The organism is Pseudomonadales bacterium, assembly GCA_024234165.1.
GTDB lineage: Bacteria > Pseudomonadota > Gammaproteobacteria > Pseudomonadales > UBA5518 > UBA5518.
The window spans coordinates 463644-490143 of sequence record JACKOP010000002.1; the positions used below are offsets into that span (position 1 = coordinate 463644).

Annotated in this window: 23 protein-coding genes and 1 pseudogene; 6 read left to right on the top strand and 18 right to left on the bottom strand. The window is 65.3% G+C overall.

From position 1 onward, the window contains the following. Positions 1-32: 32 nt before the first annotated feature. Together H7A12_07820 and H7A12_07825 are read right to left on the bottom strand one after the other, a co-directional pair. On the bottom strand, positions 33-458 hold the full coding sequence (locus tag H7A12_07820) for a biopolymer transporter ExbD (GenBank protein ID MCP5320717.1): 426 nt from the start codon (positions 456-458) through the stop codon (positions 33-35). Continuing rightward, positions 455-1090, bottom strand: coding sequence for a MotA/TolQ/ExbB proton channel family protein (locus tag H7A12_07825; protein MCP5320718.1), 636 nt, complete (start codon positions 1088-1090; stop codon positions 455-457). Before H7A12_07825 ends, H7A12_07820 begins: the two co-directional genes overlap by 4 nt. A 128-nt stretch (positions 1091-1218) precedes the next feature. On the opposite strand from H7A12_07825, the gene H7A12_07830 reads away from it, so the two are divergent. Then, positions 1219-2124, top strand: a complete 906-nt coding sequence (locus H7A12_07830) for a recombination-associated protein RdgC (GenBank protein ID MCP5320719.1) — start codon at positions 1219-1221, stop codon at positions 2122-2124. Positions 2125-2134: 10 nt separating this feature from the next. On the opposite strand, the gene H7A12_07835 is transcribed toward H7A12_07830, so the two are convergent. The 3 genes from H7A12_07835 to H7A12_07845 form a co-directional block, all read right to left on the bottom strand. Continuing rightward, the gene (locus H7A12_07835) at positions 2135-2293 is read right to left on the bottom strand and encodes a hypothetical protein (protein MCP5320720.1); all 159 of its coding nucleotides are present in this window, start codon (positions 2291-2293) and stop codon (positions 2135-2137) included. A gap of 92 nt (positions 2294-2385) precedes the next feature. Then, positions 2386-3030, bottom strand: coding sequence for a Crp/Fnr family transcriptional regulator (locus tag H7A12_07840; protein ID MCP5320721.1), 645 nt, complete (start codon positions 3028-3030; stop codon positions 2386-2388). 115 nt (positions 3031-3145) lie between these two features. After that, the gene (locus tag H7A12_07845; GenBank protein MCP5320722.1) at positions 3146-3985 is read right to left on the bottom strand and encodes a class I SAM-dependent methyltransferase; all 840 of its coding nucleotides are present in this window, start codon (positions 3983-3985) and stop codon (positions 3146-3148) included. 85 nt (positions 3986-4070) lie between these two features. On the opposite strand from H7A12_07845, the gene H7A12_07850 reads away from it, so the two are divergent. Beyond that, positions 4071-4601, top strand: a complete 531-nt coding sequence (locus H7A12_07850; protein ID MCP5320723.1) for a hypothetical protein — start codon at positions 4071-4073, stop codon at positions 4599-4601. Between the two features lie 20 nt (positions 4602-4621). Here H7A12_07850 and H7A12_07855 read toward each other — a convergent pair whose 3' ends face one another. The 3 genes from H7A12_07855 to H7A12_07865 form a co-directional block, all read right to left on the bottom strand. Further along, complete coding sequence (locus H7A12_07855; GenBank protein MCP5320724.1) at positions 4622-5068, bottom strand: DUF4124 domain-containing protein; 447 nt, start codon at positions 5066-5068, stop codon at positions 4622-4624. 107 nt (positions 5069-5175) lie between these two features. Further along, on the bottom strand, positions 5176-6387 hold the full coding sequence (locus H7A12_07860; GenBank protein ID MCP5320725.1) for an aspartate/tyrosine/aromatic aminotransferase: 1212 nt from the start codon (positions 6385-6387) through the stop codon (positions 5176-5178). A gap of 114 nt (positions 6388-6501) precedes the next feature. Further along, positions 6502-8319, bottom strand: a complete 1818-nt coding sequence (locus tag H7A12_07865) for a DUF885 domain-containing protein (protein MCP5320726.1) — start codon at positions 8317-8319, stop codon at positions 6502-6504. Between the two features lie 149 nt (positions 8320-8468). Between H7A12_07865 and H7A12_07870 the strand changes: the two genes are divergently transcribed. Both H7A12_07870 and H7A12_07875 read left to right on the top strand, forming a co-directional pair. Next, positions 8469-9962 carry an amidase gene (locus tag H7A12_07870; protein MCP5320727.1) on the top strand — a complete coding sequence of 498 codons (1494 nt, stop codon included), beginning with the start codon at positions 8469-8471 and terminating at the stop codon, positions 9960-9962. A gap of 54 nt (positions 9963-10016) precedes the next feature. Then, positions 10017-10772 carry a glucose 1-dehydrogenase gene (locus H7A12_07875; GenBank protein MCP5320728.1) on the top strand — a complete coding sequence of 252 codons (756 nt, stop codon included), beginning with the start codon at positions 10017-10019 and terminating at the stop codon, positions 10770-10772. Positions 10773-10789: 17 nt separating this feature from the next. Here H7A12_07875 and H7A12_07880 read toward each other — a convergent pair whose 3' ends face one another. The 5 genes from H7A12_07880 to H7A12_07900 all read right to left on the bottom strand — a co-directional run bounded on the left by H7A12_07880 (position 10790) and on the right by H7A12_07900 (position 17912). Further along, on the bottom strand, positions 10790-12250 hold the full coding sequence (locus H7A12_07880; protein ID MCP5320729.1) for an FAD-dependent oxidoreductase: 1461 nt from the start codon (positions 12248-12250) through the stop codon (positions 10790-10792). Then, positions 12247-12720 carry a YbhB/YbcL family Raf kinase inhibitor-like protein gene (locus H7A12_07885; GenBank protein ID MCP5320730.1) on the bottom strand — a complete coding sequence of 158 codons (474 nt, stop codon included), beginning with the start codon at positions 12718-12720 and terminating at the stop codon, positions 12247-12249. Before H7A12_07885 ends, H7A12_07880 begins: the two co-directional genes overlap by 4 nt. 115 nt (positions 12721-12835) lie before the next feature. Next, positions 12836-13864: a hypothetical protein gene (locus H7A12_07890; protein MCP5320731.1), complete on the bottom strand. Its 1029-nt coding sequence runs from the start codon at positions 13862-13864 to the stop codon at positions 12836-12838. A gap of 26 nt (positions 13865-13890) precedes the next feature. Beyond that, positions 13891-16050 (bottom strand): arylsulfatase, encoded by a 2160-nt coding sequence (locus H7A12_07895; GenBank protein ID MCP5320732.1) that lies wholly within the window; start codon positions 16048-16050, stop codon positions 13891-13893. Between the two features lie 350 nt (positions 16051-16400). Next, on the bottom strand, positions 16401-17912 hold the full coding sequence (locus H7A12_07900; GenBank protein MCP5320733.1) for a phospholipase: 1512 nt from the start codon (positions 17910-17912) through the stop codon (positions 16401-16403). A 162-nt stretch (positions 17913-18074) separates the two neighbouring features. On the opposite strand from H7A12_07900, the gene H7A12_07905 reads away from it, so the two are divergent. After that, positions 18075-18854: a sulfite exporter TauE/SafE family protein gene (locus H7A12_07905; GenBank protein ID MCP5320734.1), complete on the top strand. Its 780-nt coding sequence runs from the start codon at positions 18075-18077 to the stop codon at positions 18852-18854. A gap of 285 nt (positions 18855-19139) precedes the next feature. Next, the gene (gene glnA, locus H7A12_07910) at positions 19140-20561 is read left to right on the top strand and encodes a type I glutamate--ammonia ligase (GenBank protein MCP5320735.1); all 1422 of its coding nucleotides are present in this window, start codon (positions 19140-19142) and stop codon (positions 20559-20561) included. Positions 20562-20757: 196 nt separating this feature from the next. Here the strand turns inward: glnA and dapF are convergent, their stop codons facing one another. From dapF to H7A12_07935, 5 genes and pseudogenes are all read right to left on the bottom strand, one after another. Beyond that, positions 20758-21600, bottom strand: coding sequence for a diaminopimelate epimerase (dapF, locus tag H7A12_07915; GenBank protein MCP5320736.1), 843 nt, complete (start codon positions 21598-21600; stop codon positions 20758-20760). Continuing rightward, the gene (gene nadE / locus H7A12_07920) at positions 21597-22439 is read right to left on the bottom strand and encodes an ammonia-dependent NAD(+) synthetase (protein ID MCP5320737.1); all 843 of its coding nucleotides are present in this window, start codon (positions 22437-22439) and stop codon (positions 21597-21599) included. Before nadE ends, dapF begins: the two co-directional genes overlap by 4 nt. Positions 22440-22502: 63 nt before the next feature. Next, positions 22503-23732, bottom strand: a pseudogene (locus tag H7A12_07925) (diaminopimelate decarboxylase). Positions 23733-23761: 29 nt separating this feature from the next. Then, on the bottom strand, positions 23762-24985 hold the full coding sequence (locus H7A12_07930; protein ID MCP5320738.1) for an LL-diaminopimelate aminotransferase: 1224 nt from the start codon (positions 24983-24985) through the stop codon (positions 23762-23764). 25 nt (positions 24986-25010) lie between these two features. Then, positions 25011-26477, bottom strand: a complete 1467-nt coding sequence (locus tag H7A12_07935; protein ID MCP5320739.1) for a glutamate synthase subunit beta — start codon at positions 26475-26477, stop codon at positions 25011-25013. Positions 26478-26500 lie beyond the last annotated feature (23 nt).

Below are 26500 nucleotides of genomic sequence, written 5' to 3' on the forward strand. Positions count from 1 at the left end.
GCGGATGCTCATGCGCCGATGGCGACAGCCTCTCAGCCGCCGCCTTCCTCCGGCAGACGCGTCGTGATGCGCAAACGCGAAAAACCACTGCGTCCGGCGGCGTCCATCGCGCGCACCACGAGCTCGTGTGTCGCACTGGCGTCTGCCGTGATCACCAGCGGTTGCTTCACATCGCCACCACTCGCCTCCGCAAGCGCAGCCATGATGGTTTCGATCCGTGAATTCACCAATGCACGCCCGTTCAGCGCCACCGTTCCCGATGCGGTGACCACCAGCTCGAGCGCCGCATCGTTCAACGCGTCCGGATTCGCCCTGGCCTCAGGCAACGTGAGCTGCAAATGCGCCCTGTTCGTAAAGGTGGTCGAAACCATGAAAAAGATCAGCATCAGGAACACCACATCGACCAGCGAGGTGATGTCGATACCGGACTCGACTCGAGGCCTGCGACGGAACTTCACGCGACGGGCACCCCGCGCACATCGACCTGCCGCCCGCCATGCACCGCATCGACCAGTTTGATCGCCTCCTGCTCCAGACCGACCACGATGGTGTCGACGCGACGCAGAAAGTGGCGATGCATGATCAGCGTGGGAATCGCGACGATCAGACCGGCCGCGGTCGTGATCAGTGCCTTCGAAATGCCACCGGCAAGCAGTTCGGCGTTGCCGGTACCGTGCAGCATCACGTCGGAGAAGACCTGGATCATCCCGAGCACGGTGCCGAGCAATCCGAGCAGCGGTTCGATCGATGCGATCGTACCGAGGGTGTTCAGATAGCGCTCGAGATCGTGGATCACATGACCTGCCGCCTCCTCGATGCTTTCCTTCATCACGTCACGCCCGGCGTGCGCGTTGGCGAGCCCGGCCGCAAGAACGCAGCCAAGCGGCGAGGAATCCTTCAGTGCCCGCAGCCGCTCGGCAGACAATTCGTTGCGACGAATCAGTTGCCAGACTTCAGCCAGCGTGTTCGCCGGCACCACCTTGCGATAGTCGAGCGTCCACCAACGCTCGATGCCGATCGCCAGCGCACCGATCGAACCCAGGATGATCGGCAGCATGACCCAACCGCCGGCGATGATGATCTCGAGCAACTGCCGCACCTCCGTCGATCCGCGCGCGCGAGCATTGTAACGACGTTTGGCGCCCCCGCAATTGCGCGTGGCGATCACCGCCGCCCTCGTCCATAATCCGCCTCCCTCTGGCGAGCCGGCTCCTATCGATGTGGTTCAAGAATCTGCGTATCTACCGCCTGACCGGCGAGCTTCCATGCCCGACGGAGGACCTCGGCGAACGCCTTGCCGACGCCGCCTTCGTACCGTGTACCGGCATGGATACCCGGCGCATCGGCTGGGTATCGCCGATGGGTCCGACTGCCACGCACCTGGTGCACAGCGTCAATGACTTCCATCTCGTGTGTGCGCGCACCCAGCAGAAGCTGCTGCCGGTTGCTGCAATCCGCGAGGTGCTGGATGAAAAAATCCTGGAGATCGAAACTGCCGAAGGTCGCAAGCTGCACAAGCGCGAACGCGCGAACCTCAAGGACGAGACGATCCAGACGCTGTTGCCACGCGCGCTGACACGCTCGCAACTGAGCTTTGCGTTCCTCGCCACAGCACGTGGTCTGCTGCTCATCGACTCGCCGAATGCAGCTCGTGCCGAAGACCTGCTGAACCTGCTGCGTGAAAGCCTCGGCCGTCTGCCGGTGCGCCCGCTGGCCCCGCGGCACAACCCGGTGGAAATCATGACGCGCTGGCTCGGTGGTACGCGCCTGCCCGCCGGTTTCAGCCTCGGTCAGCACTGCGATCTGCGCGATCCGCTGAACGCCGCAAACGTGGTGCGCTGCCGGCAGCAGGACCTCGCCACCCGCGAGGTTCGAGAGCACCTGGACGCCGGCAAGCAGGTTGGCGCACTCGGGCTGAGCTGGAAGGAACGCGTAGCCTTTGTGCTGGCCGAGGATCTGGCCGTAAGGGCCATCAAGTATCCGGAGATCGTGCGCAACGAATCCGGGATCGACCCGGAACTCGACGCAGCAGCGCGTTTCGATGCCGATTTCGCGCTGATGTCACTCGAGCTCGATCAGCTCGCTGCGGAACTGATCGAAATCTTCGGCATTGCCGAAGATTGATGCATCACCATCAGATCACGACGCGGATGAACATGACGAAGGCCATGGCGAACGCCAGTGCCGAAACGCCAAGCAGCAACCATTCGACGCGGTTGAAACGCTCGCTGTGGGAAGTTTCCTGCCATCTGGCAAGGTGATCACGACGACTGCTCATCGATCTCCAGCTCATGCGGACTGCGTGATTTACGCACTCTCGTTGAACTGACTATATCACCGGGATTCCGGTTCGAACGGCAACGGCAGCGTGAATAATTCCAGCGCTCAGTAGCTGCTCGGCAGCTTGCCGTTGATGATGATGTTCTTGCCTTCGAAGCTGATGTAGTCGCCGATCGCGAGATCCTTCAGGATGCGTGCGACCATTTCACGCGAGGCGCCGACGCGATCCGCGATGTCCTGTTGCGTCAGCCGCTCTTCGATGTAGAGCTTGTCCCCGCGCGGTTCGGCAAGTGTCATCAACACTTTCGTCACGCGACCGTAGACGTCCTGCAGCGCCAGGCTCTTCACGTTTTCCGTCAGCTTGCGCACCCGCCGTGTAAGGTTGCGGATCAGCGTCTGCGCGATGTTCGGATGGCGCTCCATGACGGCATGGAATTCGTCCTTGAACATGATCGTGAACGTCGATTTCTCGAGTGTGCGCACGGAAGCAGACCGTCGGTCGTCATCGAGCAGCGCCAGTTCGCCGAAATAGTCTCCCGGCCCCAGCGTGTTCATGATGTATTCCTTGCCGTTCTTGTCGCTGCAATAGACCTTCACGCGACCGCTCTCGATCACGTACAGCGAATCGGCGAAGTCGTTCTCGTTGATCACGACCGTATTGCGCGGGTAGTTGCGGGTCACGCAGGAACCCTCGAGCGCTGCCTGCTCTTCCTCCGACAGACCCGCAAAGATCTCCACCTTCGATAGCATCGACATGCGAGATTGCCCTCCGGCCGCGCGCAGCTCCACAACTCCTCATGAACGCGGGAACTATAGCACATGCCCACGGCACGCCAGCCCACACGCGGCGTGCATCCGACGCCGATCATCCAGGGCTCGCAACCGCGCGATAGCTCCTGAGCGCGTAGACGTCGAAGCGTGTGCTGCGACCTTCGATCGTGAACGAGGGAGGTGGCCCCGGCAATGCCGGTGCACGTCGCGGTCGCTTCACGACGACCCGGTAGCGTGCCAGCGCCAGTGACGCGGCGAGCAATTCAGCCGCATCGGCGTCATCACCGACCAGCGCCTGGAACAGCTGCATCTCCTTGCGCACCGCTGCGCTGCCGTCGCGCTCGGGGAACATCGGGTCGAGCAATACCGCATCCGGTGCCGGCGCACTCCAGCACTGCTGCCGTTCACGCGCATCGCCCTCGAGCAAGTGCAGGCGGTCCACCAGTGTACGTACACGCGGATCCGCACTCGCCGAGGCTCGTGCAAGCGCATCGTCGAGCAGCAACCACACTACCCGGTGGCGCTCGATCATCGTGACCTCGCAGCCGAGTGCGGCAAGTACCGCGCTGTCGCGCCCCCAGCCGGCGGTGGCATCGACTACCTGCAAAGGGCGTCGCTGGCCCACACCGACGGCACGCGCGAGGTCCTCACTGCGGGCGTCAGCACGGCGCAGGCGGTGCAGCAGCGCTGGATCACCGAAATCGACCTGTACCGGCGTCAGGCGCTGCCTGCCTCCCCGCGCCAATGCGAGCCCCGTACTGCCAACCAGCAGCGCCACGCGCTGCTCTGTCACAAGGGTGCGCCAGCACTCGCCGTTCGCCTGCAGGCAGATGCCGCCAAGCTCTTGCGCCAACGCAGCCGCCCGCTCGCCGGAGGCTGTATCGAGCGCCACCACGACTGGCACCGCAGGCCCGCATGCGAGGCTCTCGCTCATGACCATCCTCGTCCCGACCGGGACACGAACACTGCTGCTGTAGTACGCTTGCGACCGCTCATTCCGCAGTTCCGAAGGCCGTTCCGTGACGCTCCAACGCATCGCTCCCCGCCTGGCTGGCATCCTTGTCACGCTGACGGTCACTCTCGCCGGCTGCGTCGGTTACGAGTACAAACTGAACGAGCGCACGATGTTCGAGGGTCCACGCCTGCTCACCGACTACGCGATTGCCGACGAGGCTCTGCGGGAGTGCGTGGCCCAGGCGATCACCGACCAGCGCATCACACACGCCGAAACGCTCGAGGATCTGAACTGCACCCACGCCGGGATCACCAGCCTGGACGGCCTGCAGGCATTCAGCGGCTTGCGCAGGCTCGGGCTCGACGACAATGCGATCACCGATGTCACGCCGCTCGGTGCGCTGCGCGCGCTGGAACTGCTGCAGGTGCGCGGCAATCGGCTGCGCACACTGGATCCGCAACTCTGTCAGGGGGTCGCGAAGAAGATCGCCCTGGAGCGCAACGATGGCCTCGATTGCGCGGCGATCGAACGCCTGCGCGCCTGTAGTGCAACGATCCTCGATCTGCCTGCGCACTGCACGCCCGGTACACCCTGAGAGCAGCTCCTCCCTCGAACTCAGTTGCAGTTCTCGCGCAGAAACTCCTCCTGCTCGCCAAGCATGCGCTCGCGCTCTGCGTCCGAGTAGCGCTGGTAGCTGCCGTCCTCGCGCTCGTAACGCGCGGCCGGACGTGTGCGCAGCCGCTCGATCGCGTCACGGGCATTCGCGCACTGCTCGAGGACCTGCGCGGCCCGCGCACGCTCTGCTTCCGGGTCGTTCCCGGTCGCATCGGCAGCCGCCGTCGGTGCTGCTGCAGCAGGCACATCGGCAGGTTTCGCCGGGGCATCGGCACGCGCCGGCCCGGCATGCAACTGCATCCGCGTCGCGTCATGACCGGGCGGAGGCTGCGCCGAGTAGTGCACCCCACCTTCGGCATCGACCCAGCGATACGCCTCGGCCAGTGCGAGCGGCGCCACGGCGAGCCACGCCGCACCCAAAAGACTCCGCAACGCGAGCGCATTCATCGCAGCGACTCCGGTTCGATCGACCGCTTCATTAAAGACCAAAAACACCATCGTCGCCCGCCCTTCATCCAGTCCCGACAGCAGACCGCGCAGCTGGGCGCAGACCATCAACGCACCACGCTGTGGCGTCCGAGCACCGTGTGCACGGCAGCAGCGAGCGCATCGATGTTTGCATGCGTGATGCCGGCCAGATTGATCCGCGTCGACTCCATCATGTAGACGGCAAAATCCTCGCGCAGCCGTCTGACCTGATCCGGCGCGATACCGAAATACGAGAACATGCCTTTCTGGCGCCGGATGAAGCCGAAGTCGATTCCCGCCGCGTTGCCGGCCAGACGCTCCGCGAGCAGCGCACGCATCGCGTTGATCCGTCCGCGCACCTCGGCAAGCTCCTCCAGCCAGCCGGCACGCAAGCTGGCGTCACCGAGGATATGCGCCACCGCCGCGGCACCGTGCGCCGGGGGCATCGACCAGATCTGACGCGCCGCGGCCATCGCCTGTGTCTGCACCGCATCGGCCTGCCGGGCAGTGGCAGCGAGGAAATACACCGCGCCCACACGCTCGCGGTAAAGCCCGAAATTCTTCGAGCACGAGGTAGCGATCACCGCTTCCGGTACCGCGGCAAGCAGATGCCGCACACCGGCGACATCCTCGTCGACACCGTCAGCGAGCCCCTGGTAGGCGATATCGATGTACGGCGTGAAGCCGTTTTCCAGCACCAGGTCGGTCAGCGCGCGCCACTGCTCGAGCGAGAGATCCGCACCGGTCGGGTTGTGGCAGCAACCGTGCAGCAGCACCACGTCACCGGCCTTCACCTTTGCCAGCCCGGCCATCATCGCGTCGAAATCCACACCGTGCGTACGCGGGTCGTAGTACGGGTACTCGGCCAGCCGCAATCCGCTGCCGCCGATCAGCGGCACATGGTTCGCCCACGTCGGCGTGCTGACCCAGACCGTCGCCTCGGGACGCGCGCGGCGGATCGTCTCGGCGCCGATACGCAGCGCACCGCATCCGCCCGGTGTCTGCAGCCCGCGCACCCGACCTTCGGCGCTCGCACAATCGTCGCTGCCGAGCAACAGCCCGAGCAGGCGTTCGTTGAACTGCGGATCACCGGCAATGCCCAGATAGGTCTTGGTCGTTTCCACTTCCAGCAGATGGCGCTCCGCATCGCTGACCGCACGCATGATCGGTGTGCGTCCGAGTTCGTCCTGGTAGACACCGACACCAAGGTCGATCTTGTGCGGGCGTTCATCGGCACGGTACGCAGCCATCATGCCGAGGATCGGATCGGCCTCGAGGCGTGGCAACTTCTGGAACATGGCGTCTCCGGCAGGCCTGATCGGTTGACAGGCGGCGATTGTGCCGCGCCAGGGTCGCGGCGTCGAGTTCGATCGGTCGCGCGGGTCAGCCCGCACGCAAGCAGGCTTCGCGGATCAGTCCTGGTGCGGATCAGCGTGCATCCACACACGGATCTTCTGTTCGAGCACCCGCAGCGGCAGCGCACCCGTGTTCAACACCTCGGCATGGAACGCGCGCGGATCGAAGCGTGTCCCCAGCACCTGCTCGACCTCGGCACGCAGACCACGGATCGTCAGCGCGCCCACCTTGTACGCCAGCGCCTGTCCGGGAATCGCGATGTAACGCTCGACCTCCGTGCGGGCGCCGGTTTGCGACTGTGCCGAGTGCTCGAGCACGTAGGCAATGGCCTGCTCACGACTCCAGCCCATGGCGTGGAGCCCGGTATCGACCACGAGGCGGATCGCACGCAGCATTTCGTCGTCCAGATTGCCAAAGCGCTGGTATGGGTCCGACAACATCCCGAGCTCCGGTCCCAGCGACTCCGCATACAGCGCCCAGCCTTCGACGAAGGCCGGGTTGCCGCCGAAGCGCATGAACGCCGGCAGTGATCCGTTCTCCTGCGCAAGGCTGATCTGGAAGTGATGCCCCGGGATCGCTTCGTGCAGGAACAGCGTCTCCACTCCCACGCTCGTGCGCGACGGCAGATCGTAGGTGTTCACGAAAAACACGCCGGGGCGTGAGCCATCGGGAGTGCCCGGGCGATAGAAGGCAGCGGCTTCGAACTTCTCCGAATACGCTGGCACGGGACGGATCTCGAACGGCGTGTCCGGCATCAGCGAGAACAGCAGCGGCACACCGGCCTCGACGCGCGCACGAATGGCCGTGTAACCGTCGAGCAGCGCCTCCTTGCTTGCAAACCTGAAGCGCGGATCGTTGCGCACATAATCGAAGAACTCGCGCAGCGTGCCGTCGAAACCGAGCTGCGTGCGAATCGCGTCCATCTCGCGCGTGATGCGCTCGACTTCGCGCAGACCGATGGCGTGGATCTCCTCGGCCGTCATGTCGGTGGTCGTGTAACGTTCGATCAACCCCTGGTACAGCGCCTTCCCGTCCTTCATCGTCAGCAGCCCGGGCGCCCCTTCGCGACACGCGGGCAGGTACTCCTTGCGGATGAACGCCTGCAACTGGCGATACGCGCCAAATACACGCTCCTCGATGGCGTTGCGATACGCTGCGCTCAGACGCTCGCGGTCTGCAGCAGCGAAATCGTCGGGCATGTTCTTCACCGGCTGGAAGAACGGGCTTGCCTCGACGCCACCATCCATCTGCCGTGCGAGCTGCTCGAGCACATTCTCCATCACCAGCTTCGGCTGCGTGTGTCCGCTGGCGATGCCCTGGCGCATGCGGTCGATCGCGTGCTCGAAATAGCGTGCGTAGCCATCGAGTCTCGCGAGTCCGTGGTCGTAGTCGCTGACGGTGTGAAACGGCGCCACCGACCGGCCGGACGAGATCTCCGGGTAGAACACATGAAAGCCGTTGAAATGATCGATGGGCAACTGGGCCTTGATGTCCATCAGACCGCGGTCGAAGAAGTCGAGCAACTGGCGGTTCTGGTAGGCGAACGCATCGTAGGCGATGCGATCCTGCGCCGAGAGCAGCGCGCGATCGATCACATCCAGCCGCTGCATCTGCTCGCGCGCATTCGTTTGCAGCCGCGTGAAATATTCGAGCGTCACGTAGTCACCGAACTCGGCCACGTAGCGCATGTCGCCGCGCAGCATCGCCTCGAGCGGATCCAGCGCAAGCGCAGCCTCGTCGGCATCCGCGAACAGCGCTGCCAACGTATCGGCCTGGTCGCTGCGCGTATCGGCAAGCGCACGCGCGCCCGGCCCCATACCGAGCAACAGCACGATGGCGCACACGATGTGGCCTGTCCGGCAAAGGTTTTTCATCATGACTCCCGGCAAACCAGCCCGCGCTGCAGACGGGCGACGCCAGATGATACTGCAGGCGCAGCGGCACCACGGTGCACGAGCTTGACGCATCACGCGATGCCCGCTTAGGGTCGCACGCGTCCACCAGCGCCCGGAGAGACCCCGCGATGACGAACTCGCTCGATGCCGGAACGTGTGCGTCGATCGCAGCCGAGCTCGGCTTCGAGCTCGACGCTGCCGACGCGGCGCGCTACGCCGCACTCGCCTCGGCGACGCTGCAGAGCATAGGCCTGCTGGAGCTGTTGCCACTCCCCGGTCCATGGCCGGATCCCGAGCGCACGAGCTGGCACCGGCCATCCACAGCGGAGAACCCGCTGGGCGCCTGGCATGTGCGCGGCGAGCTGCGCACCCGCAGCGAGGGAGCGCTTGCGGGCCGCACGGTCGCACTGAAGGACAATGTATTGCTTGCCGGCGCGCCACTCGCCAACGGCAGCACGATCCTCGGCGACTACCGGCCACGCGAGGACGCCACGATCATCACGCGCATGCTCGCTGCGGGAGCGACGATCGTCGGCAAGACCGTCTGCGAGGCCTACTGCTTCTCGGCCGGCAGCCACACCAGCGCAAGCGGCGTGGTACGCAACCCGCATGACCCCGAGCGCAGCGCCGGCGGCAGCTCGACCGGCTGCGCCGTGGTGGTGGCAACCGGCGAAGCCGACATGGCGATCGGCTGCGACCAGGGCGGCTCGATCCGCCTGCCCGCGGCGTTCTGCGGCATCGTCGGCCTCAAGCCAACGTGGGGACTGGTGCCGTACACCGGCATCCTCGGCATGAACTTCACGGTCGACCATGCCGGACCGATGACGCGCAACGTCGCCGACAACGCGCTGCTGCTCGAAATCATCGCCGGCCCGGACGGACAGGACCCCCGCCAGCACGGCGCGCGCGTCGGTGAGTATCGCGCCGCGCTCGGTGAACCGCTCGAGGGCCTGCGCATCGGCCTGCTGAAGGAGGGTTTCGGCACCGCGGGCGCGGATCCGGAAGTCGATGCCTGCGTGCGCGAGGCGGCAGCGCGCCTTGCCGCACTCGGCGCACGTGTCAGCGAGATCTCGGTTCCGGTGCACACGATTGCCGGTGGCGCCACCTTCGCGGCACTGCAGGGAATGATCACCTCGATGTTCCTGCTCGATGGTGCCAGCCTGGAACATCAGATCGGCGTCGACGAGCAGTACGTGGAACGCCAGCACGCCTGGCGCACGCACGCCGGGCTGCTGCCGCCGAATATCCGCCTGCTGCTGATCATCGCCGAGCAGTTGCGCCGCAAGCACGGCTACGGCCTCCTTGCCCGCGCGATGAACCGCATCCCGCTGATCCGCCGTGCCTACGATGAAGCGCTCACCCGGGTCGACCTGTTGCTGCTGCCGACCGCGCCGACCACCGCACCGCGGTTGCCACGCCCCGACGCTGCACTCGAGGAGCTGATCGCCGCCGCGTTCGGGCCAGTCACCAACCTCAGCATGTTCAACCACACGCACCACCCGGCAATGTCGCTACCCTGTGGAACGCGTGCAGGACTGCCGGTCGGGATGCTGCTGGTGGGTCGACACTTCGACGAAGCGACGCTGTACCGCGCGGCATACGCATTCGAACAGAACCGCTGACAATCCGGACCGGACACGACGATGGAGGCGATACGCATGAACCTGGACACCTCGATGGATTTCAGCGGCAGGACCGCCTTCGTCACCGGCGGCGGCAGCGGCATCGGACGCGCGGCAGCCCTGCTGTTCGCACACCACGGCGCACGCGTGGCGGTGGTCGATCTGGATGTCGCGGCCGCAGGGGAAACGCTGCGCCTGATCCGCGCGGTCGGCGGCGAGGCCGAGTTCCTGCGCGCTGACCTGGCGCGGGAAGACGCAGCACGGCAAGCGGTGGAGCACTGCGTCGAGCGCTTCGGCGGGCTCGACTGCGCGTTCAACAACGCCGGCATCTGCCCACCTGCCGGTCCGTTCCACGAACTCGACGGCGCCGAATGGGAGCGTGTGATCGCGGTCGACCTGTCGGCGGTGTTCTACTGCATGAAGCACCAGATCCGCCATATGCTCGGACACGGGGGTGGCACGATCGTGAACACATCCTCGGGCGCCGGTGTCACCCCGGCACCGTTCCTGCCGCACTACACCGCGGCCAAGCACGGCGTGCTCGGGCTGACGCGCGTGGCAGCACGCGAGTACGCCCGCCAGCAGATACGCGTGAACGCGATCTGTCCCGGCGTGACCGACACGCCGATGATGCGCGCGAGCATCGACGCGCGCCCCGATCTCGAACCGGTGCTGCTGTCGACGCTGCCGGCCGGACGCATGGGCAGCTCGGAAGAAATCGCACGCGCAGCGCTGTGGCTGTGCTCGGACGCTGCGTCGTATGTCTCGGGCGTGGCGCTTGCGGTGGACGGCGCCAGCATCTGTCACTGAGCCTCTGCGGCAGAGGCTCAACCCGAGCGGGCTGCCGCGCGTCCGGCTCGCCGGCCGAAGAACGTGGCATCACCGATCGACATGCCGCTCGCGTAGCCCTCGCCACTGCGTGGCAAGCCGGCACTGCTGCGCCCGGCCGCGTAGAGTCCGGGGATCGGCTTGCGGGTCGGCGTCAGCACCTCACCGTCGACCGTGGTATCGAGGCCGCCGAGCGTGAACGACGGATAGAAGACGCCGCTGCCGATCGAGAAATCGAGCAGCGCGAACGGTGGCTGGTCGAGCGGACGCAGGTAGTCACGGCTCTTGTGGAACAGCGGATCCTCGCCGGCGCGCGCGAAGCGGTTGTAGGTCTGCAGCGCCGCGCTCAGCGTTCCCTCAGGGAAACCCGCCTCGCGTTCCAGTTCCTCGAAGCTCTCGGCGACGTGCAGTACGGTGGCCTTGGCATACAGCGGCGGCTCGGTATAGATGCCGCTGTCGACGACCATATAAGCCTTGCGGTTGCTCTGGTTCAGGCAATGATGGCCGCCGCGCGCGTGGTAGCAGTCCTCGTTCACGAAACGCTGCCCCTGCTCGTTCACGAACACGCCCTTGCAGAACTCGCCCGATGGATACCACACCACCGACACGAAACCCTCGTGCATGTTGATCGCGGCACCACCGGCACCCATGCCCATCAGGATGCCGGCACCGGTATCGCCCGGGCTGCCGATCGGGTCGGCGTCCTGCAATCGCGGCGCGTAGCGCGCGATCATGTCGCGGTTCATCACGAAGCCGCCGCAGCACAGCACCACACCACGACGCGCACGCCAGGCACGAATGGCCCCGTCCTGACGGCACAGCGCACCGACGATGCCCCCGTGCTCGCGCACCAGCGTGAGCGCGCGCGTATCCACGTGCACGCGGATCGCACGACGCTCCACCGCCGCGCGCAGGGTGGCCATCAGCGTCGCGCCGCCCTCCTCCCAGTGCGCATGCGGCTTGTGTGCCCGCGGTGCCGGACGCGCCGCGAGCGACTCCCTGTAGCCACGCTCGTTGCCCGACCAGGTCAGCGTCTGGTATTCGGGCGTGTTCGTGTGCTTGCCACCGTAGTATTGATTGTTGAACTGCACGCCCTGCGCCACCAGCCAGTCGAAATGTTCCAGACTGCCGTGCGCATAGAGGTGCGCCTTCTGTGGATCGACGTTCGCGCCAGCCGCCGCCAGCAGGTAGGCCTCCATGTCCTCGGGAGCGTCCTCGAAGCCGCACGCCTTCTGCACCGGGGTGCCACCACCCAGGTAGATCTGCCCGCCCGCCAGCGCGGTGGTGCCGCCGCCGGCACTCGCGAGCTCGAGCAGGCTGACGCACGCGCCGGCAGCCTCGGCCTCGAGCGCCGCACACGCGCCCGCCGCGCCGTAGCCGATCACCAGCACATCGGCATCCTCGAACCACTCCTGCACCGAAGCCGCATCGACCGGCTCGCATGGATCGATCGCGCTCATTGGCCTGCCTTCTGGTAGGTACCGATCAGCTCGGCCTGCGCGATCACGTGCCCGCGCATCGCCGCCTCGAGCTGCTGCTTGTCCGGCTGCTGCAGATCCGGCAGCACCACATCGAGTGCATAGAGCTTGTGGAAATAGCGATGGCGCCCAATCGGTGGGCAGGGGCCGCCGTAGCCGGTGCGCTTCCAGTCGTTGTGACCTTCACGGGTGCCCACGGGAAGCGTGCGTACGGCTTCGGGCAGGCCGGCACTCGCCGGTGGCAGGTTGTAGAGCACCCAGTGCACCCAGGTCATCTTCGGCGCCGCCGGATCCGGCGCGTCGGGGTCGTCCACGATCAGCACCAAGCTGCGGGTGCCTTCCGGCACGCCACTCCATGCCAGCGGTGGCGAGATATCGCTGCCCTCGCAGGTATGGCGCTCCGGTATCGCGCCGCCGTCGCTGAACGCGCTGGATGAAATCTGCATGCTCATGGTGTCCTCCCCGGCCCGGACCGTGCACACCACCAGCGCTGCCAGCAGTGCACCGGTGCGCAGCCAATGCCGATGTTTCATCGTGGTGCACCTCACCGTCTGGCCAGTCGCCGCTTCAGTCCGCATGGGTCGTCAGGATCGCTTCCGGAAACGGGGTCGGCGGAATACCGTGCACCTGACTGCCCGGAGACACAAAGACCTCGAACATGCCGTATCCCGTCTGCCCTGCAAACTCCACGCGCACCAGTTGTTCGTACCACAGCGCCACCTCATCGGCGTAGCGCTGCTCGCCTGGCGCCTGCTCCGACCACCGGTCCGGCGTCGGTCCCAGCACCATGCTGTGCACCGTATGCGCGCTGTAATCGATCACCCTGCCGGCTTCCGTTTCGATCCGGCAGTGGCGCAACCGCGGTCGCTTGACGCCGCTGTCAGCGAAGGTCTCGATGCGCTGGTCGTAGCGCACGATGCGCTCGACGCGTCCGTCGGCATGGGTGATCGCACCGTCCGTATATACCGAACTGCCGTCCTGGTTCTCGAACTTCCAGGTGTTGATCGCGAAATCCTCGAACTGGGCCTCGCACCAGTGGTACATCGGCAACTCGAGCCAGGCGCGTACTCCCCACGAGCGGTTGCGCATGCCAAGCAGGCTGCGGTAACAGGCACCGCCGATGCGGAACTCACCGCTGAACTCGCCACTCTGGTTGTAGTGCTGCTGCTGGATCACCGGTCTGCCGACAGCGTTGAGCCAGAACGGCGGTCTGACCACATTCTGCACGCAGCGTGCAGTGAAACGCAGCTCCGCATGAATGCCGTTGGCCGGATCGTCGATACCGAGCGCCCACACACGCTGCGGTTCGACCACGACGAACTCGATGCCGCCTCCACGCATGCGCAGACGATCGTCGTTGTCGAGCGGGCCATTCCACACGTAGCGGCTGTGCTGCCCCTGGTGGCACGCGAGCATCAGCGCACGTGCATGACCCCGGTTCGGAAAGATTTCGAAGGTGACGAAAGCCACCATCTCCCCGTCGCGATCGTGCATGAAGAAGTACGCACTGTCGTCCCAGTGCGGCTCACGCGAGACCGTCACCGCCAGTGGCTGCTCGGTCTGGTGAATCAGATATTCGTCCATCGCCGTGATCATGGGCGTTTCCTCACGTATCCGTGAAGCTAGCGGCGCGGCGCAGCCAGAGTCTGCTTCACTTCGATCCGGTCGATCTCCCCGGTGAACGCGTTGCTGCCCGGATAGTCGACCACGGTTGCTCCGGTGTCGCGACCGGTATCGAAGGTCTCTCCCAGACCGGCCGTCATGATCGCCGTATGTTCGATGACGCCTTCGGCAACCTGCTTGCCGTCGACGCTGATCGTGAGCGTACCGCCCTCGCCTACCTTGCCGTGCGGGGTGAACGCATAACCCAGCTTCACCCGGCCAGGGGGCAGCGCCGTGTCCGCCGCGACGCGATAGACGTGCCGGGGTTGCTGCGAATACGCGTGCACCACGACCGGCCTGCCGGCCTCGAAGTGGAAGCTCCAGCCGCCGAAGCGGCTGCCGATCGCAGCCAGCACCCCGTCGAGCCCTGCCGCCGGAACGACGACGTCGGCCTCGACCGAGAACGGAAACACGCCAAGCATCGGAGCACGCGACGCCGGGGCGCTGATCCCGCCGCCCCAGTACACATAGCTCGGCCGCGGCACGTCTTCCGGGCGCATGCTGCCGATGGAGCGCGTTCCGCCCTGGGTGTCATCCAGGGGGAACACGTGGTTGCGCTCCGCCTCCGCCTCCCACAGCGCCTTCAGCTCGGCGAGTTTCGCCGGGTTGCTGGCGGCGATGTTGCGCGCCTGCGCATAGTCCCGGTCGAGGTTGTAGAGCTCCCACTGGTAATCGGCGGGCGAAATACCCGAGCTGCCGAGCCCCCACGGCAGGCGTGCCGGCGTCGTGCTCGCCATCCAGCCGTCGTGGTAGATCGCGCGGTTGGCCAGCATCTCGAAATACTGCGTCGTGTGCCGTTCGGGTGCCTTCGCATCGCCGAAGCTGTAGCGGAAGCTGGTGCCATCGATACGCTGCTGCTCGATGCCGTTCACCGTCGCCGGTGGCTCGATGCCGATCACTTCGTACAGGGTGGGAGCAATGTCGATCACGTGCGTGAACTGGCTGCGGATGCCGCCCTTGTCGCCGATCCCGCTGGGCCAGGACACCACGAAGCCATTGCGCGTGCCTCCCAGATGCGAACCGACCTGCTTGGTCCACTGGAACGGCGTATCCATCGCCCAGCCCCAGCCCACCGGGTAAAGCTGGTAGGTGTTCGGGCCTCCCATTTGATCGAGCATCGAAAGCTTGTACTGCAGGTCCTCGGGCACGCGGTTTGCGATACGCCCGAGCTCGTTCATGGTGCCATCGGGTTCGCCCTCCGGACTCGAACCGTTGTCACCTTCGATGAACAGGACCAGCGTGTTTTCACGCACCCCGGTACGGTCGAGCTCATCGAGCAGACGACCGAACTGATGGTCCTGGTAGGCAAGCATCGCCGCGAACACTTCCATCATGCGCGCATAGACCCGGCGTTCGTCGGCACTCAGCGCATCCCAGGCCGGAATCGCCGTGGGCCGCGGAGTAAGCCCCGTATCGCGCGGCACCACACGAAGTTCCTTCTGACGCTTCAGGATGGGGGCACGGATCGCGTCCCAGCCCATGTCGAACTTGCCCCTGAACTTCGCAATCCATTCGGCGGGTACCTGGTGCGGGGAGTGGTTGGTGCCAAGGGCCGCATACATCAGGAACGGCTTGTCGGGAGCAACCGCAATATGGTTGTGCAGCCAGTCGATCGCATCGTCGATCAGGAACTTGTCGAGGGTCGCGTCCTGGCCGATCGTGTCCGGCGTCTCCACGCGCTGGATGCCGCGGAACAGGCGTGGATGCCACTGGTTGGTATCACCGCCGAGGAAACCGTAGAAATATTCGAAACCGAGTCCGGTGGGCCAGTGATCGAATGGACCCGCCGCCGAAAGCTGGCCATTCGGCGTGTTGTGGTGCTTGCCGAACATCGCGGTGTTGTAGCCGTGCTGGCGCAGCACCTCGGCAATCGTCGCCGCCGAGCGCGGAATGTCCCCCGTGTAGCCCGGAAAGCCGCTGCCGGTATCGGTGACGATGCCGCTGCCGACGGCATGGTGGTTGCGGCCGGTGAGCAGCGCGGCACGCGTCGGCGAACACATCGCCGTCGTGTGGAAACGGTTATAGCTGAGACCCTCCCTGGCCAGACGATCCAGGCTCGGGGTGGGAACGGGGCCACCGAAGGTACTGCTGGCGCCAAACCCCGTATCGTCCGTCAGCACGATCAGGATGTTCGGCGCACCGGCAGGCGCCCTTGTGGCAGGAGCAAAGAAGGGTTTCGACGTTGCGAGTGTCTGGCCGGCCACGCCTGCGAACGGTGCGTCGGGGCGTGGCAACTGCGCTGCGCTCTCGGCTGCGATCAGCCCGGCTGGTGCCAGGAGCACGAGCAGCAGGGCTGCAAGCATTTTCCTGTGGATCATGTGGTGTTACCCCCTTGCTTCGGGACGATTCACACGGCGCCCCCGTTGCGGGGATGAGCCGCACTATCCTGCAGCCACGCCGGCTTGGCAAGGCTGGCTGTGGCACAGCTGTCGCAAAAGCCTCTCGTGCATCGACACGACCGGCGCGTGGCCTACTCGTCCACCTCGACCGCCTCGCCGGGCTTCTGGTTCTTGAAGCTCTGGCGCTTCAGCTCGCCGTCGAGCTCGAAGACACCACGGCGCACGACACGGCGCAACACCACATCCACCATGGTCGTCTCGTGGGGACGCAGCAGGAGCTCCAGCCGGTCCACGGCCGCCTTCAGTTGCGCCGGCAGGTGATGCACGAACGGACCCATCACAACCGGCTTGAGCTGCAGCCCGAGGCTGCCGGCGCCGGGCAACGCGGCGCGACGCTCCTTGCCAGCCTCGTCGATCACGGCCGCCGCACCGTGCATGACCGCATGGTTGAAGAACAGGGTCAGCGTGCCGGAGTGACGCCGGTTGCGCTGGCGATCGGCCAGGAAGCCCTGCGGCAGATGGTTGGGGTTGTCGTCGGCGCCGGCGGTCAGTACCAGATCGAACTCCGGCACGCGCTCGCCGGCATCGTCCAGCACGCGCATGATCACCATCGAGTGCGGATCGTGGAAGTAGCCACGCTCCTGCAGGAACAAGCCGCGCTCGCACTCGTAGCGCTCGTCGGCCTGCGTGCGCGCCGTCGTGGCGGCAAATGCCTGTGCCAGCGCCGCATAACTCGCCGCGTCACGCACGCGCAGGCACTGGAGGATGGCGTCCACGGTGACGTGATCCCTGCCGTCGTTCCTGACGCTGCGCAGGATGCCCATGTTCTTGCCCGAATGCGCAAGCCCGGGCAGCAGCCCGAACGGCACGGCAGGGGAGCGCCGGGCCTGCACGCGCAACAGCCTGGACATCGCCTTCGACGAGCGGCCACCACCGCCCGAGGCGGGTCTTTCCTGCACGAGTTTCACGTAGCTCGTGTTGAGGTTGGCGGCAGCGGCACGGACCACACCATCGGAGCCGATCTCGCCGGTATAGGCATTCACGTGATCGTAGAACTTGCGGTCGATGCTCTGGCCGGTGAGCACGAACGGAAACACGCGGTCTTCCCTGCCGATCGCGTCGGCGTAGTCGAACCAGTTCAGGTTCAGCTCCCAGGCCTCCGGGCTGCCGAGTTCCAGCCAGTCCAGCACGGCGGCTCCCGGCTCCACGCCCTCGAACCAGGATTTCAGCCGACCCACCCTTGCCTTGCCGAGCTGCGCCAGCGCCGAACCGAAATTGGCCGGCGCCAGCATGATCAGGTGACTCATCGGACAACTGCCCGAGCGACCCGACTGCACGTAGTAGTGATCCCACCAATGGCGCACCACCGGTCCGCCGGTGGAATGCGTGATCGCAATGAATCGCTGTCCGGCCTCGATCAGCGTGCCGAGCTCACGTCGGATCGCGTCCTCGAAGGCCCGTGCGATATCGGCCACGCGCACTTCGTCGTGAAAGCTGATGTAGCGGCCGAGGTAGAGATGGCGCACGTCGAGCGCGAGCGCCGGATCGCGGGTCGCCTCCGCGACGAGGCGCTCCGGAAGCTCGCCGTAGGTGTCCGTGTGAGTAACGCTCCAGCCATGGACGAACAACACCAGTCTCGACATCGCCATGTTCTCCTTGCTGTCTGATCCGATCATCCGCAGCGGCAGGAACGGGAATCGCGTGACGGACACCACCCTGCCGGAAGGCTACGCGGGCCACGATACGGTTTCAATCGATGTTCTGTGATACCGTTCCGCGACCTCGACCAAGGTCGATGACCGAACGTGACCGGCGTCCCTGTACTCGACCTTCTGTTCCTCTCACTGGCTGCGGTCGCCGCGGGATTCGTCAATGCACTCGCGGGTGGCGGCACGCTGATCGTCTTTCCCGCGCTGATCGCAGCGGGGCTGCCGCCGATCGTCGCGAACGTGAGCAGCACGCTCGCGCTCTCGCCGGGCTACCTGAGCGCAACGCTTGCACAACGACGCGACCTCGAGGGTCAGGGTCGGCGGCTCGCACTGCTGCTGCCGATCGCGACCCTCGGTGGCGCCGGTGGCGCCCAACTCCTGCTGCACGGCAGCGATGCCACCTTCAACACCGTCGTACCCTGGCTGATCCTGCTGTCCTGCGCGCTGATAGGCGTGCAGAACCCGTTGCGGGCGTGGATCACCGGGCGTCGGCATGCCGCAGGCCTCGGTCGCAGCACCTCGATTCCTCTGCTCGTGCTGCCGCTCGCTGCGGGAGCGGTGTACGGCGGGTACTTCGGCGCCGCGTCGAGCGTGGTGCTGCTTGCGGTGCTGGGCCTTTCGCTGGACGACAGCCTCACGCGGCTCAACGCGCTGAAGCAGGCGCTGTCGTTCGTCGTCAGCGTTGCCGCCGCAGGAACCTACGCACTCACGGTACCGCTCGACTGGACCCCGATCGCCGTCATGGCGATCGGGGCTCTGGCTGGAGGCATGCTCGGCGGCAGGCTTGCCGGCCGCGTATCGCCCGCCGTGTTGCGTGTGGTCGTGGTGACGCTCGGCATCGTCATCGCCGTGCTCTACATGTGGCGCTATCGCTGACGCCGGGACCGGCGTTGCGATCGATAGGCGCCGAATCAGGCACCAAGCCGGTGCATCCGCGTGCCGGCCATGCCCCTCTGCGGTGCGCCCGGATGCCGGATCGATCGCTCTGCCGTACGCGCAGAAGGCAGCCTCACCTGCAAAAAGTGTCGCAAAAGCATCTCGCGCATTGACATGACCGACGCGTGGCACGGCGTTTGCTGACCTGCCGGTGACAACGCTCACGATTGTCCGTGAGTTCGAACGGCAGCTTCCCATCCACGCCTTGCCTTGCAGGAGAAAGACATGTCCAGGCAGACGCTCCAACTGATCAATGACCACGACGCCAAATGGGTCGACATACGTTTCACCGACACCCGCGGCAAGGAACAGCACGTGACGTTCCCGGCATCGGCCATCGGCGAGGACACTTTCGAGACCGGTGTGATGTTCGACGGCTCGTCGATTGCCGGATGGAAGGGCATCGAAGCCTCGGACATGATCCTGCTGCCGCAGGATGAGACCTCGTACCTCGATCCGTTCTACGAGAACCCCACCGTCGTCGTGACCTGCAACATCATCGAGCCGACGACGATGCAGACCTACGAGCGCGACCCGCGCTCCATTGCGACCCGCGCCGAAGCCTATCTGCGCTCCTGCGGCATCGCCGACACCTGCTACGTCGGACCGGAGCCGGAGTTCTTCGTTTTCGACGGCGTCAAATGGCGCTCCGAGATGGGTGGTCAATCCTATTCCATCCACTCGGCAGAAGCCGCCTGGGACACCAACAGCGACCAGGCCGGCGAATGGGCCTCGCCGGGTCACGGCGGCCACCGCCCGACGGTCAAGGGCGGTTATTTCCCGGTTCCACCGGTCGACTCGTTGCACGAGATCCGTGCCGAGATGTGCAACACCCTGCAGGCGATCGGACTCGAGGTCGAACTGCATCACCACGAAGTGGCGAATGCCGGCCAGTGCGAGATCGGTGTGAAATTCAACACGCTGACGCGCAAGGCCGACGAAATCCAGCAGCTCAAGTACGTCGTGCACAACGTTGCCGCCGCCTATGGCAAGACGGCGACCTTCATGCCGAAGCCCCTGGTCGGCGACAACGGTTCCGGCATGCACTGCCACTTCTCGCTGTGGAAGGAAGGCAAGAACCTGTTCGCCGGCGACGGCTACGCGGGTCTGTCCGAAACCGCCCTGTACTTCATCGGCGGTATCATCAGGCACGCCAAGGCACTGAATGCGTTCACCAACCCGACCACCAACAGCTACAAGCGACTGGTCCCCGGCTACGAAGCGCCCGTCATGCTCGCGTACTCCTCGCGCAACCGCTCGGCGGCGATCCGCATTCCGTACACCACCAGCCCGAAGGCCCGCCGCATCGAGGCACGCTTCCCGGATCCGGGCGCGAACCCGTACCTCGCGTTCGCCGCGCTGATGATGGCGGGCATCGACGGCATCCAGAACAGGCAGCACCCCGGTGAACCGGCCTCGAAGGATCTGTACCACCTGCCGCCGGAAGAAGCGGTCAATATTCCGACCATCTGCCACTCGCTGGAAATGGCGATCAACGAACTCCGCAAGGATCACGCGTTCCTGACCAGGGGCAACGTATTCACCCCGGAAATGATCGAAGCCTACATCGAGCTCAAGATGAACGACGTGCAGCGCCTGCGCATGACGCCACATCCGGTCGAGTTCGAGATGTACTACAGCTGCTGAGCCGGTGCCGCACGGCATCCACCCGCAAGGCCGCCCTCGCACCGGGGCGGCCTTCGCGTCTTCAGAGCCCGTCGCAAGAGCCCTTCGCGCTGTCATGACCAGCGCGTGAGACAACACCTTCGCACCGGTGGGACGCCGTAAACACATCCCTGCAGGCTCGAGTGCTGCGGCGCACGCGGCGGGAAGTCCCCGCCTGTCATGGCCACACCCACAGGCCCTCGTAGACGCGCGTCGCCGGTCCTTCCATCAGCACCGGAGCGCCCTCGTCACGCCATTCGATCAACAACTCGCCGCCGGGCAGACCCACACGCACCTGCGCATCCAGCAGACCAAGCCGCCGCCCCGCCACCACCGCAGCGCAGGCACCGCTGCCACAGGCAAGGGTTTCTCCGGCACCGCGCTCGAACACCCGCAGCTTCACGCGCTCACGCGACAGCACCTGCACAAAGCCGATATTGGCCCGGAGCGGAAAACGCGGATGTGACTCAAGGCGCGGCCCAAGCGTACCCACGGGCGCCGTATCGATCGCATCGACGAACAGCACGGCATGCGGATTACCCATATTGACGACAGCCAACTCGTGCGGCTCACCGTCCACCTCGACCAGGTGCAGCGCCCGTGGCGCGTCAGCCACGAACGGAATTTCATCCGGCAGGAACTTCGGCACCCCCATGTTCACAACGACACGATCCGCCGGCGTGATGCGCAGTTCGATCACCCCTGCGCTGGTTTTCACCCGGATGAGATCCTTGCGGGTCAGTCCCCGCTGACGCACGAAGCGGGCAAGGCAACGGGCACCGTTGCCGCACTGCCCGGCCTCCGATCCATCGGCATTGAAGATCCGGTAATGGAAATCCGCATCCGGATCACGCGCCCGCTCGACCATCAGCAACTGGTCGAAGCCCACACCGAAATGACGGTCCGCCATCAAGCGGATCTGTGCACTGCTCAGGTGCACTGGCCGCCGCGTCGCATCGATCACCACAAAATCATTGCCGATGCCGTGCATCTTCGTGAATGACAGAGGGCGCGGGTTCATCCGACCCAGGCTCGGGGCGCCAGCGGCAGTGCGCGCTTGTGCGCGCTGCGCTCATAGGCACGCACGATGCGCTCGAAACATGCACCATCGACGGGCAGCCCGTGCAGGAACGCATCGATATCGTCGTAGCTGACACCGTGAGCGGCTTCATCCGGCTTGCCCGGAGCGAGCGCCTCCAGATCGGCCGTCGGTATCTTGTGCACCAGGTGCGGCGGAGCCCCCAGACTGGCCGCGATGGCACGAATCTGGGATTTCACCAGACCATGCAGCGGCGTGATGTCACAGGCGCCATCGCCGAACTTGGTGAAGAACCCCATCACCGCTTCGGCGGCATGATCGGTACCGATGACCAGCCCGTTCGTGGCGTTGGCGATCGCGAACTGGGCCACCATGCGCATGCGCGCCTTGATGTTGCCGAGCACGAAATCACGGCGCTCGTGCGCCAGCGTCTGTACCTGAGCGAGCTGTGCCGCCAGGCCGAGAACAGCCGCTTCGATATCGACACTGCTCTCCTCATCGGCGCGAACGAATGCGAGTGCCGCGCGTGCGTCGTGCTCGTCGTGCTGCTCCGCGCACGGCAAGCGCACGGCGATGAACCGATAGCCGTCGTCACCGGCTTCGGCACGCAGCGCCTCGACCGCAAGCTGGGCCAGCCGTCCCGCCAACAGCGAATCGACGCCGCCGCTGATGCCCAGCACCAGCGTCTTCAATCCGCTGTCGAGAAGCGCTCTCTTGATGAAGGCGATGCGTCGTGCCGTCTCGGCCCGCAACGCCGCTTCGTCGATGAACGCAGGCACCACTCCGAGGGCTGCGGCAATTTCATGCTGGCGAGCGCGCATCCCGCTCGGGTGCATCCGAGCACCCGGATGCCTTGCGCTCTGCCACAGACGCGGGGCGAACTGCAGTGTGCCGAAGTAGTCTTCCACCGTCTCCGCCCGCCGGATCAGCTCGACCTCACCGTCCTGGCGCAACAGCAGCTCCTGTGGACGCAGCTTGCCGTTGTAGTTGAAGCCCATGGCGATGCCGTGCGCACCGGTATCGTGGATGAGCAACAGATCGCCGTCGGCAACCGGGGGCAGCGGGCGCTGGATCGCGAACTTGTCGTTGTTCTCGCACAGCGAACCGACGACGTCGACCGGCTGGTCGTTCACCGTCGGCGCCTTGCCCAGCACATCGATATGGTGATACGCACCGTACATGCCCGGTCGCATCAGCGAAGACATGCAGGCATCGACTCCGATGAAGGTGCGGTAGGTATCCTTGCGGTTGATCACCCGCGTGACCAGCACACCATGCGGGCCGGTGATGTAGCGCCCGCTCTCCATGTACAGACGTGGCACATAGCCGATGCGCCGGCCGAAATCCTGCAGCAAGGCGCTGGATTCCGCCCCCAGTGCCGCCAGATCGAACGGAACATCGTCTGGCCGGTAGGGAATGCCGAGCCCGCCTCCCATGTTGATGAACTCGAAGCGGATTGCCAGCTCGGCGCCCGCCCACTCGATGATCTCGAGCAGCATCCTGACCGTCTGCACCATGTAGGCGTGGTTGCGCTCGTTCGAGGCCAGCATGGTGTGCAGACCGAAGCGCCGTGCGCCACGCGCCATCGCCGCGCGCAGGGCATCGAGAATCTGGTGGTGCGCAACGCCGTACTTGGCCTCGACCGGGTTGCCGATGATGCTGTTGCCGCTGCGCGAGGGGCCGGGGTTGTAGCGAAAGCACACCAGCTCCGGCATGTCCGGCACCTTGTCGACCAGGCTGATGTCATCGAGGTTGAGGATGCAGCCGCCGTCGGCGGCGGCTGCGTCGAACTCCGCACGCGAGGTGTCGTTGGACGTGAACATGATGTCCTCGCCGCTGGCACCGGCACGGCGTGCCAGCAGCAGTTCGGCGATGGAGCTGCAGTCGAAGCCGAAGCCCATCTCGTGCATGATGGCGAGGATCCGCGGATTGGGCAGCGCCTTCACCGCAAAATACTCGCGGAATCCCGCCGTACCGGCAAAGGCCGCCTGCAACTGTCTCCCGGTCTCACGGATGCCCGATTCGTCGTAGACATGGAAAGGCGTGCCAAAGAATCCGGCGATTTCCGGCAATGCCGGGAACAGTCGCTGCTGGAACGCGGCGGACATGGGCATGGTTCAGTAGCCTTGCAGGAGGGAGTCGGTCATTGCAGCGCCGTGCGGATACGTTGCATGGCCTTGCAGACGTTCTCGTGACTGTTGAACGCGCTGATGCGCACATGCCGCTGACCGCAGCGGCCGAAGCCTGCACCGGGGGTGCAGACGACACCGGCACGCTGCAACAGCAAATCGAAGAATTCCCACGCGTCGCATCCGGCATCCACCCAGATGTAAGGGGAATTGTCGCCGCCGGCGCAACGAAAACCCATGGTGCCGAAGGCATCACGGATGTAGGCGGCATTTTCCATGTAATGGTCGATCAGCGCCCGTACCTGATGCTTGCCCTCGGGACTGTAGACGGCTTCGGCTGCACGCTGCACCGGATAGGAAACGCCGTTGAAACGGGTGGTGTGACGGCGGTTCCACAGCGCGTGCACGCGCACCGCCTCCGCCGTCGCCGTGTACGCGATACAGTCCTTCGGCACCACCGTGTACGCGCAGCGCACCCCGGTGAAACCCGCCGTCTTCGAGAAACTGCGGAACTCGATCGCCACTTCCCGCGCCCCCTCGATCTCGTAAATCGAGTGCGGCAGGCTCTCGTCGCGGATGAATGCCTCGTAAGCGGCGTCGAACAGGATCAGCGCCCTGTGCCTGTGCGCATAGGCCACCCAGTCCTGCAACCGTTCGCGGCTGACCGTGGCCCCGGTCGGGTTGTTGGGAAAACACAGGTAGATCAGGTCCACGTCCTGCGCAGGCAGATCAGGCACGTAGCCGTTGGCAGCATTGCAGTCCAGATAGACCAGGCCCTGATAGCGCTCGTCCACGCAGGCGCCGGTTCGGCCGGCCATCACATTCGTATCCACGTAGACCGGATAGACCGGGTCAGGGATCGCGACCCGCACGTCTGTCGCGAAGATTTCCTGGATGTTGCCGGTATCGCATTTCGCACCGTCACTGACGAAGATCTCGTCGGCCGAGACGTCGGCACCGCGCGCCCGGAAATCGTGCTCGGCGATGGCCTTGCGCAGGAAATCGTAACCCTGCTCCGGGCCGTAGCCACGAAACGTCTGCTCCGATGCCAGCTCATCCACTGCCTTGTGCAGGGCGCCGATGCAGGCGGGCGGCAGCGCACGCGTGACATCACCGATACCCAGACGGATGATCTCGCGATCCGGGTTCCGTGCCTGGAACTCCTGCACCCGTCTGCCGATATCGGAAAACAGATACGCGGATTGCAGCTTCAGATAATCGGGGTTGATCCTGATCATGGTTTACGTCCGGATTGCCGCGTTCTCATCGTGGCAGAACCGTGCTGCCCATCAGGTATTCATCTACCGCGCGCGCCGCCTGGCGGCCCTCCCGAATGGCCCATACCACCAGCGACTGCCCGCGTCGCATATCGCCGGCCGCGAAAACGCCCTTCACGCCGGTTGCGTAGCCGCCCTGCAGATCGGTCGTTGCACGGGCATTGCCGCGCGCATCGCGTTCCACACCGAAGCCCGCCAGCACGCTGTCCACCGGGCCCACGAATCCCATCGCCAGCAGCACCAGATCGGCCTTCCAGAACCGCTCCGTACCCTCGATCTCGATGAAACGCCCGTCGCGCATGTCCACCTGCACCGTCTTCAGGCCGGTCAGCTTGCCGTCCTCGCCGACGAACTCCTTGGTCGCGATGGAAAACTCGCGTTCGCAGCCTTCGTCGTGACTCGACGAGGTACGCAGCTTGTACGGCCAGTACGGCCACGTGAGCGGCTTGTTCTCCTGCGCCGGCGGGAGCGGCATCAGTTCGAACTGCACCACGCTTGCCGCGCGATGGCGGTTCGAGGTGCCCACGCAGTCGGAGCCGGTGTCGCCGCCTCCGATCACGATCACGTGCTTGCCGTCGGCGCGGATCTGCTCCGGCATCTTCACGCCGGCATTGACGCGGTTCTGCTGCGGCAGAAACTCCATCGCGAAATGCACGCCGGCCAGTTCGCGCCCTGGCAGCGGCAGGTCGCGCGACTGCTCGGCACCACCGGCAAGCAGTACGGCATCGAAGTCTGCCAGCAGTTGCGCAGGTTCGATCGTGGCAACGGCCCAGTCCGTCACCTTGCTGGCGGCGGGCAGCTCACCCACGCGCGTGTTGGTACGTATCGTCACGCCTTCGGCCAGCAGCTGCTCCACGCGACGATCGAGGTGCGACTTGTCGAGCTTGAAATCGGGAATGCCGAAGCGCAGCAGGCCGCCCACCTTGTCGTTCTTCTCGAACAACGTCACGTCATGGCCTGCGCGTGCCAGTTGCTGGGCAGCCGCCATGCCGGCGGGCCCGGAACCGACGATCGCAACCCGCTTGCCGGTCTTCACTGCGGCTGGCTGTGCCACCACCCAGCCTTCCTCGAAACCGCGCTCGATGATGGCGCGTTCGATCGACTTGATGCCCACCGGTTCGCTGTCGATGTTCAGCGTGCACCCCGCCTCGCACGGTGCCGGACAGATGCGCCCGGTGACCTCCGGAAAGTTGTTGGTCGACAGCAGCACCGCGAGTGCGTTCTTCCAGTCATCGCGGTACACCAGATCGTTGAAGTCCGGAATGATGTTGTTGACCGGACACGCATTGCTGCAGAACGGTATGCCGCAGTCCATGCAGCGCGCACCCTGCTGGCGGGCCTGCCCGGGTTCGAGCGTATGCACGAATTCCTTGAAGTTGCCGAGCCGTGCCTCGACGCTGTCGTAGCACTCGTCGATGCGCTGGAACTCCAGAAAGCCGGTGATTTTTCCCATGCTGCAGACTCCCGCGCTGCGGA